Source organism: Rahnella sp. PD4 (genome assembly GCF_049199325.1).
GTDB lineage: Bacteria > Pseudomonadota > Gammaproteobacteria > Enterobacterales > Enterobacteriaceae > Rahnella > Rahnella perminowiae.
This window is the reverse complement of the sequence record NZ_JBLZQF010000002.1, coordinates 668,547-681,399: the sequence shown is the minus strand read 5'-3', so window position 1 is coordinate 681,399 and position 12,853 is coordinate 668,547. Positions and strand designations below refer to the sequence as shown.

Below are 12,853 nucleotides of genomic sequence, written 5' to 3'. Positions count from 1 at the left end.
TGTCGTTCCTGTTTTTATTGGTCATCGGAATCAGTTGGTCGTGGCGGACAAGCCCTGTACCTGGATAGTGGAAATTTTGCCGGTCTTGCGGTCAGTGACATTCATCACCAACTGCCCGTCGGTATTCTGGATATCCACGATAAAGTCTTGTGTTACCAGCCGCCCCGGTTTCCCCTGATTGACATTGCCCATCAGGCTGCCCAGTAATTGCGACTGTATCGAGGCGGTAAAATTATCCAGCGCGGACGTCTGGGTGGAGCCGAAGTCATAGCTGTCGGGATCTTTATAAGAATTCTGCGCCTGAGCTTCGTTGAGCAGAAACGCACCATTATTCGGGTTGCCACCAAAATTCGGGTTGATGAACTGAAAAACCATGTTGCCGCCCCAGGAAACTGGGGATGCCGTCAGTAATGCCAGCAGCATGACTGAACGCGAAGCTGAGACTGGAATATTCACGATGCTCTCCTTAAAAGAGGCTGTGCATTAAAATTCGTCATGGGCGAGATCCCCGGTGCCCAGTAACGCTTTGTCTAACTGCCGCCGTGATAGTGCTTCGCTCACCCCGGCAATGGCGGTATCGATGTCCTTATTAAAATTGCGACGGTTCGGAAACAGCAAAGCCTGATAAAGGGTGTCCTGACCTATTTTTATGGTGATCCAACTGCCCCAGCGGGCGCTGGGCCTTTCTGAAATGGTGAGCGTTTCCGGGTAGTTCTGTTCCCATTTGCCGGTGAAGCCACGGTAAAAATCGTGGCCAACCGAAGTCACGGTTCTGTCGGTGATAAGCCCCGGATCTTTTATATCCGCAGCCTGTACATGCAGGCAGGTGGCGCACAGCAGCGCCAGCCAGAGCCAGAGGCCCTTTATGCACATAGTCATGATGTCAGCGCTTGAGGTTGTCGTTAGCCCAGGACGCCGCCTGGGTACGGTTTTTAACCGATATTTTCCTAAATAAATTATAGAGATGCGTTTTAACGGTGTTCTCGCTGATAAACAGCAAACGCGCGATTTCCGTATTCGAGGCACCCACACGTAACTTATTAAGGATCTCTTTTTCGCGATGAGTCAGGCCGGTATCTTCTGAGTGAAGCTGGCGGAAAGCACCGGACTGATTGATCAGGTAACTGGCGAAGCCCTGAGAGAAGTAGCATTCTCCACGGATCACGCTTTTAATCCCTTCCACCAGATGTGCTTCATCGGTGGAAAGATAAAAAACGGCGCTGATCCCCGGCCAGGTTTCAATTTCCCGAAAATGATAATTATCCGGTGTGTTTAATAATAATAACTTCACATTGTCGTGATAACGGTTTACCGCTGTTTGCCACAGATCAATTGTCCGACGATCGGCCTCCATCATATCGAAGAGAATTAATGCCTGATGAAGCGGCTGATCTTCAAGTAATTTATGGATATTGTGAAGCCGGGCATTAACACAAAGTTGCTGTTTTAATTGCTGCAATAAAGCACTGGCTTGTAATGATGGTTTAGTCACTAATAAAAGAATATTATTATTGATTGCTGCTTCATTACTCATAATGAAACCCTGCCCTGATTTTTATAGCCACAGTCTGCCATTGCCTGATCACTGAAAAGGCAGGAAATAGACTGAGATTTTATTTTGCTAAACCTATAGCGATATGTTTGCTGTGTATATCTGAAAGTAGCAAATATTCACAACCTGAGGCACATAATATTTTCAGGCGGTTTTATGTGCGTTACTGACTCAATTTAGCTTTTGGTTTACCTTACGCAAGGCTTATTTGTGTTTCAGAATGTAACATAAAATGTATAAAGCTTTCCTTATGTATTGGCGGGAATTAATTCCCGTCATGTTAAAGAGGACTTAGCTACTAATTTTACACTAAATTAACGTTTGGCCTTGTTAAGGCTAAATATTTCTTCGATAGCAACCCGGTTTAATTGTGCTGAAACACCCGCCGGCTGCATGCTTCGCCTTTAATAACCCAAATTATGGTGTCTTTTTGTATTGATTTCACTTAGGTGAGCAGGCCTGTAAGTCACTTTACATCGGGTTAAACAGCGCTATAAAGCAGCGGAAAGGCTTTTTTTTGCGACTGCTAAGGGATGAAAGTGTGCAGGTGATCTCTTTTACGTGGGTTTTTAATTTCAAAGAGAATTAAGAATAGTTGCATTTGTGTGATTATTTAAACTGTTCTGCACTTTAATTTTAGGATTAATGCCATGGGGTTGATTAGCCCCGCTGACCTTTTACGCCATCGTTCCGGACAGTCCGCATGATAAAGGTTGTCTCATACTTTCTGATGAAGCCGGAAATTAAAATACGACGGGCGGGTGAGTTCCTTATTTTCAGTAAACACCATAATCAATTTGTCCGCAGCAATTAACCGGTGAGCTAAGTAAGGTGCCGGTATATACAGGGTGGCGAAATGAAAAAGACTTTATTAACCCTGGCGTTACTTACAGCATCCTGGGGGATTCATGCACAGCAATTTGATATGACTTATCCGGAAATCAATTCTGCAGGGTCGGATCAGATTTTCGCGGGTGCAGGAAATTCAACGGGGAACTCCGCTGTAATTTATCAGAGCGGTAATAGCAATCTGACCGTCACCCATCAGACGGGTTACGGAAATTCAGGTGCTATCCGTCAGACCGGGTCAGAGAATACAGCACTGCTGAATCAGCGAGGTAATGGAAATAACGCGGATATATCCCAAAGCGGTAGCGATAATTTCGCCTACATATCGCAAACCGGCGGCGGGGATGCATCCATTACGCAACAGAATTTTGGCAATACCGCATACATTCTGCAAAAAGGCCGGAGTGTAACGGAAATTCGTCAGAATGGTACGAACCAGAGCAGCGGCGTCGTACAAAACTCGTCAGGAATGGCGATTAGAGTGACACAGCATTAGCAATCAAATCGGCCCAAAAAGGGTAGAACGTTTTTTATGACATCCGACATTAAACCAATGGGGTAGCATCATGAAACTTTGGAAAATTGTGGCAGTTTCCGCTTTAGTCGTCAGTGGCAGTGCGTTTGCAGGGGGCAATGATGGTCATCACGGTGGCGGATCCTCCGGCCCGTCAACACCGCCGTCAACGGTCCCGACATTCACGGCAACTCAGTGGAATTCTGAAATTCAGATTTACCAGCAGGGCACGGCTAACCTGGCGAATGCCACTCAGTCTGGCGCACAAAAATCGCTGACCTCCATCGGTCAGGATGGTTACAGAAATACCGCGAGCACCAATCAGACTGGCGACGGCAGTCTGGTGAGCGTTTCTCAGAAGGGTGACTTCAACAATGCTAACGTTGCACAAACTGCAAACGGCAGCAAAGTGCTGGTTTCCCAAAATGGTTCTGGCAACTATGCTCAGGCTTCGCAAGGGGCTAACGGTGCTCTGACCAATATTGTTCAGTCTGGTACCGGCAACCTCGCGTACGCTTCACAAAACTGATTCAGCTCCTTCCCCTGTGAAGGGGAGGGCTGGGGTAGGGTATTACTCGCAACGTCGAATTTGATGTTGCCTGCGAAACCCCCTCCCGACCTCCCCCTTCGCAGGGAGAGGAGCAAAAAACAGGTTTAGCTTCTACCATGAGTCATGGCAAAAGCTTCTCAGAACAGGGCGCTGGCCCTGTTTTTTTTCGACCGGATACGGAGGATAAACGTTATGCATTTACTCCTGATTGCTGCCGTGATGTCCAACCAGCTTTGGTTCGATACACAAAACAATGCGCAGAATTATGTCATTACGCCGATGGTCAGCCTCACCAAAGCCTGCGCCTGTCAGGTAGCGGTTTCTGTTTCGCAGGAAAGTACTGCGGGCACCAGCACCAGCCGTCAGAGCCATAATATCAATCTTTCCGCTAACCAGCCGCAGCCTCTGGGGCAGATGCGTTTTGCCGTCCAGCCCGGGGGCAAAACGCAAATTATGATAACCGTAACGGACGGCGATAAACTGCGTCTGGAAAAGCAACTGACCTTGCCGGACGATGCCTGACGGCGCGCGGATCACACCGCCAGATTGTCGTAGCCTTTACGGCGATAATTGAGGGCAGAGATACCCCAGAACACCACAAAAATCGCCACGGCAGCGTACCCCACGCTGCCCATATTTTCATTGAGGCGCCCGACAACGACCCAAATTCCACCGTGTAAGTCCAGCTTATCGGCCAACAGTCCGAGCGCTTCCAGGCCACCGATAAACAGGGCGATTACCACACTGGTGGCGGTAATTGTCATGTTGTAATAGAGCTTACGCACCGGTTTATCGAACGCCCAGCCGTAAGCGCCGACCATGACAAAGTTATCCAGTGAATCGACCAGCGCCATGCCGCTGGCGAACAGCGCCGGAAATACCAAAATGCTCCATACGGACATACCGGAAGAGGCCCCGGCGGCGGAAATACCCAGCAGGCCAATTTCAGTGGCCGTATCAAAACCCAGCCCGAATAAAAAGCCTACCAGATACATCTGCCAGCTTTTATTTACCAGATTAAACGCAAAGCTGAATAACCGGCTCATCATCCCACCCTGCATCCTGTGATCTTCTCCGGTTTCCGCAGAATTTTTACCCTGTTTGATTTTCTGAAAACGGCGGTAAACATCGCGCAGGATCAGCGCATTCAACAGCGCCATCATCAGCAGAAATAGCGCGGAAACCAGTGTGCCAATCGTGCTGCCATAGTCATGCAGCCAGCCAATTTTATTACCAAACACCAGAGATGTTGCCGCGATCGCCACGCAGGCCAGCACCACAATGCTGGAATGTCCGAGAGAAAAAAATGCCCCGACTGCCACCGGCCGCTGTCCTTGTTGCATCAGCTTACGGGTGACGTTATCAATAGCCGCAATATGATCGGCATCAACGGCGTGACGCAGCCCGTAACCGTAAGCCAGCAAGGCCGCCGCCACCAGCGCAGGGTTGTGGCGAAACACCACCAGAGCCCAACCCCAGGCCAGTAAATTGACAGCCAGCAGCCCGATCAGCAGCCAGAAAGCACGACGGTGCGTGTGAAAAAAATCACGGTTAATCATGGGAGTCCTTGTTGTTAAAACCAGAAGAATATTGCAGGCGGGCGCAGACGATAACAGCCTGCCCCAGCGCCAGACCGCCGTCTCCGGCAGGCACCTTTTGTGGCATCAGCACGCGAAGGGGCGCTAAATAGTGATGTAAAAGCCGGCGCAGCAGACGGTTATGCAGCACGCCACCCCCCAGCGCCACAGTACGGGTGCCAGTTCTGACCGCGTGATAGCAGGCGAGGGCGGCAAAGCCTTGCGCCAGCGCATCGTGAAAAGCGAAAGCCCGTGCGTCAGGCGTAGCCCTCCAGCCGAGCCATTGCTGCCAGAACGTCGCTAAATCAAGAAACATGCCCGACGGTGTATGCCGCAGCGGCATTGTCACCGGATGCGAAATACCCTGTCCGCGTTGCGCCAGCGCTTCCAGACGGCTTGCCGCCTCGCCTTCCCAGCTCAGTTGCGCAGGCGTACAGCCGAGTGCGGCGGCGACGGCATCAAACAGGCGTCCGCAGGAAGACGCCAGCGGGGCATTAATCCCGGCGGTGATGGCTCTGGAGAGCGGCAACCACGGATGTTCCTGTAACGCCTTTGCCTCAGGGCGTGTCTGCCAGTCCGGCACAAAGGCCTGCCAATGTGCCAGTAAATTCCGCCACGGTTCCCGCGCGGCGCGGTCGCCACCCGGCAGCGCAACGGCGGGCAATCCGCCTAAATGTTCGCAGTGCAGATAATCTGCCTGCAAACACTCGCCGCCCCACAGGGCACCGGTTTTAGCATCAGCAATGCCATAACCCAGCCCGTCAAGCGCCAGCCCGATAACCTTGCCGCCATCCAGCGGCCAGCCATGTTCCGCCAGACATGCAGCAATATGGGCGTGATGATGAAGAACCTCCGTCACGCGTACACCGTGGCTTTCCGCCTGTCTATGGCTGACATACCCCGGATGCGCGTCACAGGCCACTGCCACCGGCAGGCAATCATAAAGGCGCTGAAAATGTTCAATCGCGTGCTGTTGTTGTCCGGCAATATCGCTGCAGGTGAGTGATCCGAAATGCGTACTGAGAATGGCCTGATCGCCGCGCACCAGACAGAAGGTATTTTTGAGATCACCGCCCAGCGCCAGCAGCGGCGGCTGGATGTTGAATCCGGCAGGCAGTGTAAAAGCATCGGGCACATAGCCGCGCGCGCGGCGCAGCATTTCAATACCCCGGGGTGTCACACGCAGCAGTGAATCATCGGCGCGCTGGACAATATCGCGGTTATGCAGCAACCACACGTCGGCAATACCGTTGAGTTGCAACAGCGCAGCTTCATTGGTCAGTACAGGCGCACAACCGTTCGCATTGCCGGAGGTCATCACCAGGGGGGTATGAACCGCCTGTATCAGTAAATGATGCAGCGGAGTAAACGGCAGCATCAGTCCGACTTCGTCCAGGTCCGGCGCAATGGCAGCGCACAGCTTTGATATCGCACTTTTCTCTGCCAGTACGATGGGTGCAGCCGGTGATTCCAGCATTTCACGCAGTGCAAATTGCGGGCTTTCATCGCTGCATTCTGCCAGCCAGCTGATATCCGGCAGCATCACCGCCAGTGGTTTTGACGGCCGCTGTTTACGTTCCCGCAGCCGCATTACCGCGTTTTGTTGTGTGGCATCACAGGCCAGATGAAAGCCGCCCAGCCCCTTAATGGCGACGATTTTACCCGCGCGTAATGCCGCGACGGCGCATTCCAGTGCCGCTTCTCCTTGTGCCAGAATGTTGCCATTTTGCAACGTCGCGCTGACCTGCGGCCCGCATTGCGGACAGGCGACCGGCTGTGCGTGAAACCGGCGGTCAGCAGGATCCTGATATTCGTGCTGGCAGTGCGGGCACAAGCGAAATTCCGCCATGCTGGTGGAAGGGCGGTCATAAGGCATGGCGCGGATCAGCGTAAAACGCGGGCCGCAATGTGTACAGTTGGTGAAGGCGTAGCCGAAACGACGATCCCCCGGACGGGTAATATCTTTCAGGCATTCGGGGCAGGTTGCCGCGTCGGGCACTACCTGTGTATCCATCCGGCTGTGACGGCTGTCAGCGATAGTGAAATTTTGCGGCGGTATCGGCCAGTCGAAAGGATCGAAAGTGATGCTGTCGATGCGTGCCAGCGGCGGGCAGTCGCGTTGTAACTGTTCAATAAAAATTTCAAGATTGACCGGCTGAAGCAGCCTGATTTCCACACCTGCGCTGTCGTTACACACTTCCCCGCGAAGCCGCAGACGGTCAGCCAGTTGCCAGACGAAAGGCCGGAAACCGACGCCCTGGACTTTACCGCAGATGCGAATGAGCAGACCGGACATAAAAACCCTTTTTAAACGTAGAGGAGGGTTTTAAAGCTCCTCCCCTTCGCAGGGGAGGGAGCAAAACTAAAACCCAATTCCCACTCTTCAGGGAGGCGCTTAAAACCCACTCCTTTTGGTGAGGAGCTAAATCAAACTAAATCTCAACCACCGGGATCACATCCTCCACGGCGCTGCGCAGGCGTGCTTTCATATCGCTGTAAGTCTGATGTGCGTAGTTTTCGGCCCAGCGCTGATCGGTGATTTGTTCGACTTTCACTGCGCAGTATTTGGTTTCCGGTGTTTTGGAAATCGGGTCGAGATTATCTTGCGTCAGCTCATTACAGGCGCCAATCCACCACTGATACGTCATGTACACCGCACCCAGATTGATACGTTCGTTGTAGTTGACGCGTGAGATAACTTTGCCGCGGCGTGAGGCCACCCAGACCAGTTGCTGGTCACGGATATTCAGCGCCTGGGCGTCAGCCGGGTTCATTTGCACGAAACCCGGTTCGTCAGCCAGCGTCTGCAATGCCGCACAGTTACCGGTCATCGAACGGCAGGAATAGTGGCCGACTTCGCGCACGGTGCACAGGACCAGCGGGTAATCACCGTCCGGCACTTCGGCCGGTGCGCGCCACGGTGCGGCAAACAACTGGCCTTTACCTGTCGGGGTATCGAAGTGATTGTCGGCGTACAGGTATTGCGTCCCCGGGCTTTCAAGTGTGGTACAAGGCCACTGCACGTGTCCCAGTTCGCCCATTTTTTCGTAGGTGGCGCCGTAGAACAGCGGGCAAAGGTTGCGCATTTCGTCCCAGATTTCCTGGTTATCGTTGTAATGCATCGGATAACCCATCTCGGTCGCCAGCAGACTGATAATGTCCCAGTCGCGTTTGACGTTGTATTTTGGCTCAATAGCTTTCTCGAAACGCTGGAAGCCACGGTCTGCGCAGGAGAATACGCCACCATGTTCGCCCCAGGAGGTGGCCGGTAAAATCACGTCGGCCTGCTCGGCGGTTTTGGTCATGAAGATGTCCTGAACCACCACGAATTCCAGCGCTTCGAAGCCTTTTCGCACCAGACCTAAATCGGCTTCAGTCTGCAATGGATCTTCACCCATAATGTAATAGGCTTTGACCTTACCTTCGATTGCCAGATGCGGGATCTCGGTGATGCGGTGACCGACTTCGGCGTCCATTTGATTAACGTCAATGCCCCAGGCATCGGCAAATTTCGCACGAACTTTTGCATCAGTGACGGACTGATAACCCGGGAATTCATTCGGCAATACGCCCATATCACAGGCACCCTGCACGTTATTCTGCCCGCGAACCGGCCCGACGCCGACATTGGCGCGGCCCAGATTACCGGTCAGCAAGGCCAGCCCTGCCAGCCCTTTCACCACGTCAACTGCCTGACCAAACTGAGTGACGCCCATGCCCCACATGATGGTGGCAGAAGGTGCGGCGGCGTAAGTGCGCATTGCCTGGCGGATTTGCTGTGCGGAAACACCGGTTTGTTCTGCCACGGCTTCCGGTGAGTAATCCGCGACATTTTTGCGGTATTCCTCAAAGCCCTCGGTGTATTTCGCCACATAGTCATGGTCATACAGATCTTCTTCGATCAGCACATGGGCGAAGGCATTCACCAGCGCCATGTTGCAGCCGTTTTTGATTTGCAAATGTTGATCGGCAATGCGGGCGGTTTCGATGCGGCGCGGGTCGCAGACAATGATCTGTGCGCCTTTTTCTTTCGCTTTGATCACGCGGCGTGCGACGATCGGATGAGAATCCGCGCAGTTATAGCCGAACACCAGCAGACATTTTGAGTTTTCGATATCGCCGATGGAGTTACTCATCGCACCGTTACCGAGGGTGGCCTGCAAACCGGCAACTGACGGGCCGTGACAAACACGGGCACAGCAGTCAACGTTGTTGGTGCCGATCACCGCACGGGCGAATTTCTGCATCACGTAGTTGGTTTCATTGCCGGTCCCGCGGGAAGAGCCGGTAGTCATAATGGCGCGCGGGCCGTGTTTTTGTTTAATGTCTTTCAGGCGTTGTGCAGTGTAGCGGATGGCTTCATCCCAACTGACGGCTTCGAATTTCCCGCCTTTCTGGCGGCGGATCAGGGGTTGGGTCAGGCGCGGGGTCAGCAGTTTGGTGTCATTGAGAAAATCCCAACCGTAATAACCTTTCAGGCACAGTTCGCCCTGATTGGTAACGCCGTTCGCCGCTTCCGCACGGATGATTTTTCCGTTATCGACAACCAGATTCAATTTACATCCGGCACCGCAATACGGGCAGACAGTAGTGACTTTTTTCATGCTATTGCTTCCTTAATCCGGGGTTAAAACAGCAGCGGGGAGGTGCTGTCGAGCGCAGCGCGGCGGCGTTTTTCTGCGTTCATTTCCTGTAAGTGGTTACGGTCGATGGCAAACAGTGCCTTGGTCGGGCAGATTTCCATACAGGCCGGGCCTTCAGCGCGGGCATGACACAGGTCGCATTTGTGCGCCTCGGCTTTATCCGAGGTGGTGATCATCGCCGCGCCGTTCTGGCGGAAAACCGGTTTGGTGACCACTTCCATGGCGCCGTACGGACAGGCGACAACGCAGGTCTTACAACCGATGCAGCGTTCCTGCATCACCTGCACATGATCCCCGGTGCGAAGAATGGCGCCGTTCGGGCAGACGTTGGCACAAGGCGCATCTTCACACTGGCGACACATCACCGGTGTACTGAGATTGACGCCTTTGATGACGTGCAGACGCGGGGCGAAGGTGGCGGCGTTAAGCAGCGAGATATCTTGTGATTCACTGTGAGCCATCACGCAGGCAATTTCACAGGTACGACAGCCGATGCATTTTTTAGGGTCGGCGATAATAAACCGGTTCATCTCTCTCTCCAAATCCCCGTCGTCCTTGACACCGCAGGTGCGTTGGCTGCGTTCACTCGCCCGAATCACTGACTCATGTCAGCTCATCGGGACTCCTTCGCTTGCTGCCTTCCTGCAATGCCAATGCCTTAGGGGATTTCAGTATGCTTTTAATTGAGGGGGTTAAAAGTTTTCATCTACTTCTATACATAAAGCGTGCCAGTTTCTTGGTTGTGATATTTATCATTAAATTCAATACGTTATTTGTTTTGTGTGTGACGGTGACGAAACCAGTCGCTGACGTCATGTCTGTTTCGTCACCGCATCGACAGTTATGTCGACAGACGCTGTCAGGCGGTTTCCTGCCGGAAAGGGGCTATCCCGAGCCCTTGCTCCAGCGCAGGCAATCGCTGATACAGATGGCTAACAGCCTGTTCAACAGCGGCGCTCATGGGGAAGTAAAAAGCCACCACATCCGGCTGAATGCCGACAAACGTGATGTGCGGGATGTCTGTACGCAACTGCTGAATGAGGAATGTCAGCGGCAGATTATGGGTGGTCATCATGAACATGTCGGCGATGTCATCTTCATCGATGATGCGCATTTCACCGGGCGCCAGCCCCATGTCAGTGGCATCGACAATCACCAGATGTGCAGGCCGCAGTTCGCGTAAATAACCGATGTCGTTTTCCGGTACCGCGCCGCCGTCAACCACTGTCCAGCCGGCCAGCGGTTTTTCAACGCAGAGTTCGGCCAGCCGCGGACCGGCACCGTCATCACCCATCATGCTGTTGCCCACGCACAACAGTGCGTAGCGGGAGGTTAAATCAGGCATCGTATCTCCTGACCATCAGGTACATGGCGGGGTCGTGTTCAATTTGGGTGAGCAGGGCGATGAGCCGGTCGCTCCAGCCCTGTTGTTCAGCACTCATTTTCGGGCGGGCATCACGCAGCGCCAGCGCCAGCAAGTGGGTGTGGCTGCTGTCGATATTGATCTCCCCGAAACGCCGCACACCGGCCAGTTTGCGGTGCGCTTCGCTGTTTTCAGGCAGACAGTCAACCCAGTGCAGATACCCCTCAAGCGGGCATTCCAGGCGGGATGTCAGACAGTCGATCACCCCGAGGTGATGTCCGATCGCCAGGCTGTAATACACCACTTCCTGCACTTTTTGCGAACTGCGTTTCTGTGCGCTTTTCTCATCGACAAACTTGCTGCTCAGTGAATAGAAAATCACTTTGTTTTTGTCCGGCTGATGACCGGTATAAGGTTGATGGCGCGCGTAGCGCTGGTCGTTAACGGAGGTCATCACAGATGTACCTCACCACGCAGAACCTGCTGATAAATGTGTTGCAGATTGCCGACAATTTCGTTGAGACGCAGATCACCTTGTTCCTCAAGATATGCAGACACCCGCTGTTCCACCGGTTGTAAGCCGGGCGCGGCAACGATATCCATAAACTTGTCAGCAATCTGGCGGCCATAACGGTAACCGGCCATCCGGCGTGCTTCCCTGTCCAGTAATACGCGCAGTGGCTGCGGTATATCCGGGTGCAGCAGCGCTGCCGGTCCGGTGGCCGCTTCGTCGTGTTGCTGGCCTTTAATCTTCTGATCCAGCAAACCCAGCGCCAGCGCAAAACCATAAATGGTGGCAGCCGGTGTCGGCGGGCACCCGGGAATATACACATCCACCGGCACGATTTTGTCGGTACCTCCCCATACGCAGTACAGATCATGGAAGATGCCACCGCTGTTGCCGCAGGCTCCGTAGGAAATGCAGATTTTCGGATCCGGTGCACTGTCCCAGGCGCGCAGTGCCGGAATGCGCATGGCGCGGGTGACGGCACCGGTGAACAGCAAAATGTCGGCGTGGCGCGGCGACGGTACAACCTTGATGCCGAAACGTTCGGCATCGAACAGCGGGGAAATGGCGGCGAAAATCTCAATTTCACAGCCGTTACACCCGCCGCAGTCCACGCGGTAAACATAAGCTGAGCGGCGGATGCTGTTAAGCAGTGTGGATTTCAGTTTAGTAATGCTTTCGTCCAGCGTGACGGGGACCGGCAAGCCGTTTTCGTCACGCGGAGCAAACAGGTTATGACTCATGAACGGGCCTCCGTGGTCATGTGCCGGCCGATATCAATCCGGTCGGTCGAAGAAAGGCTGTGTAGTTTTTTGCATTCGGGACAGGTTTCGTACTGTTCGCGGCGTTCAGAAATTTGCCGGTCGCTCAGTGCGGCACTTTCCTGCAACAGGCTGAGTGCAAAGTCGATTTCCTTTTGTACCGCGTAAGGTTTGCCGCAGGCCCGGCAATGACAGATCGGGAAATCCGCCGTCTCAAACAAATCTTCTTTCCGCCAGACTGCCAGTTCGAATTCCTGCGACAGTCTGATGGCGGCCGTCGGGCAGACTTCTTCACAGCGGGCGCAGAAAATACAGCGTCCCAGAAACAGCGACCAGCGGATCGTTTCGCCGTCTTCTGCCGTGGTCATGGTCAGCGCGTTAGACGGACAAGCGTTGGCACATGCGCCGCAGGCAATACACTGCTGTGCGGTGTATTGCGGTTTGCCGCGAAAATTGGGTGCCAGATCCAGCGGCTTAAACGGATAAGCCACGGTTGCGGTGCCGGTTTTAAGCACTTTTTTAATCAGTTTCAGCAT

At 53.5% G+C, this 12,853-nt stretch carries 14 protein-coding genes; 3 read left to right on the top strand and 11 right to left on the bottom strand.

From position 1 onward, the window contains the following. Positions 1 to 30 precede the first annotated feature (30 nt). The 3 genes from csgF to csgD are packed head-to-tail and all read right to left on the bottom strand — an operon-like array spanning position 31 to position 1,534. Positions 31 to 423 (bottom strand): curli production assembly/transport protein CsgF, encoded by a 393-nt coding sequence (gene csgF / locus ACOZIO_RS07715; protein WP_129952774.1) that lies wholly within the window; start codon positions 421 to 423, stop codon positions 31 to 33. 60 nt (positions 424 to 483) lie between these two features. Continuing rightward, positions 484 to 879: a curli production assembly/transport protein CsgE gene (csgE, locus tag ACOZIO_RS07710; protein ID WP_421595159.1), complete on the bottom strand. Its 396-nt coding sequence runs from the start codon at positions 877 to 879 to the stop codon at positions 484 to 486. Between the two features lie 4 nt (positions 880 to 883). Further along, positions 884 to 1,534: a biofilm master transcriptional regulator CsgD gene (gene csgD, locus ACOZIO_RS07705; protein WP_129952229.1), complete on the bottom strand. Its 651-nt coding sequence runs from the start codon at positions 1,532 to 1,534 to the stop codon at positions 884 to 886. Positions 1,535 to 2,408: 874 nt separating this feature from the next. On the opposite strand from csgD, the gene ACOZIO_RS07700 reads away from it, so the two are divergent. The 3 genes from ACOZIO_RS07700 to csgC all read left to right on the top strand — a co-directional run bounded on the left by ACOZIO_RS07700 (position 2,409) and on the right by csgC (position 3,987). Then, entirely contained in the window at positions 2,409 to 2,897 is a 489-nt protein-coding gene (locus tag ACOZIO_RS07700) for a curlin (RefSeq protein WP_129952230.1), read from the top strand. 70 nt (positions 2,898 to 2,967) lie between these two features. Beyond that, the gene (csgA, locus tag ACOZIO_RS07695) at positions 2,968 to 3,444 is read left to right on the top strand and encodes a curli major subunit CsgA (RefSeq protein WP_421595158.1); all 477 of its coding nucleotides are present in this window, start codon (positions 2,968 to 2,970) and stop codon (positions 3,442 to 3,444) included. Between the two features lie 213 nt (positions 3,445 to 3,657). Further along, positions 3,658 to 3,987 (top strand): curli assembly chaperone CsgC, encoded by a 330-nt coding sequence (gene csgC / locus ACOZIO_RS07690; RefSeq protein ID WP_235173801.1) that lies wholly within the window; start codon positions 3,658 to 3,660, stop codon positions 3,985 to 3,987. An 11-nt stretch (positions 3,988 to 3,998) separates the two neighbouring features. Here csgC and ACOZIO_RS07685 read toward each other — a convergent pair whose 3' ends face one another. From ACOZIO_RS07685 to ACOZIO_RS07650, 8 genes are all read right to left on the bottom strand, one after another. Further along, entirely contained in the window at positions 3,999 to 5,024 is a 1,026-nt protein-coding gene (locus ACOZIO_RS07685) for a HoxN/HupN/NixA family nickel/cobalt transporter (RefSeq protein ID WP_217138994.1), read from the bottom strand. Beyond that, the gene (gene hypF / locus ACOZIO_RS07680; protein WP_421595157.1) at positions 5,017 to 7,338 is read right to left on the bottom strand and encodes a carbamoyltransferase HypF; all 2,322 of its coding nucleotides are present in this window, start codon (positions 7,336 to 7,338) and stop codon (positions 5,017 to 5,019) included. The genes ACOZIO_RS07685 and hypF overlap by 8 nt, the downstream gene beginning before the upstream one ends. A 136-nt stretch (positions 7,339 to 7,474) precedes the next feature. Further along, positions 7,475 to 9,646: a formate dehydrogenase subunit alpha gene (gene fdhF, locus ACOZIO_RS07675; RefSeq protein ID WP_129952235.1), complete on the bottom strand. Its 2,172-nt coding sequence runs from the start codon at positions 9,644 to 9,646 to the stop codon at positions 7,475 to 7,477. A 23-nt stretch (positions 9,647 to 9,669) separates the two neighbouring features. Beyond that, positions 9,670 to 10,215, bottom strand: coding sequence for an electron transport protein HydN (hydN, locus tag ACOZIO_RS07670; protein WP_129952236.1), 546 nt, complete (start codon positions 10,213 to 10,215; stop codon positions 9,670 to 9,672). A gap of 329 nt (positions 10,216 to 10,544) precedes the next feature. After that, the gene (hycI, locus tag ACOZIO_RS07665) at positions 10,545 to 11,030 is read right to left on the bottom strand and encodes a hydrogenase maturation peptidase HycI (protein WP_129952237.1); all 486 of its coding nucleotides are present in this window, start codon (positions 11,028 to 11,030) and stop codon (positions 10,545 to 10,547) included. Then, positions 11,023 to 11,502, bottom strand: a complete 480-nt coding sequence (locus tag ACOZIO_RS07660; protein WP_129952775.1) for a formate hydrogenlyase maturation HycH family protein — start codon at positions 11,500 to 11,502, stop codon at positions 11,023 to 11,025. Before ACOZIO_RS07660 ends, hycI begins: the two co-directional genes overlap by 8 nt. Continuing rightward, positions 11,502 to 12,299 (bottom strand): NADH-quinone oxidoreductase subunit B family protein, encoded by a 798-nt coding sequence (locus ACOZIO_RS07655; protein ID WP_129952238.1) that lies wholly within the window; start codon positions 12,297 to 12,299, stop codon positions 11,502 to 11,504. The genes ACOZIO_RS07660 and ACOZIO_RS07655 overlap by 1 nt, the downstream gene beginning before the upstream one ends. After that, complete coding sequence (locus ACOZIO_RS07650) at positions 12,296 to 12,853, bottom strand: formate hydrogenlyase complex iron-sulfur subunit (RefSeq protein ID WP_129991725.1); 558 nt, start codon at positions 12,851 to 12,853, stop codon at positions 12,296 to 12,298. Before ACOZIO_RS07650 ends, ACOZIO_RS07655 begins: the two co-directional genes overlap by 4 nt.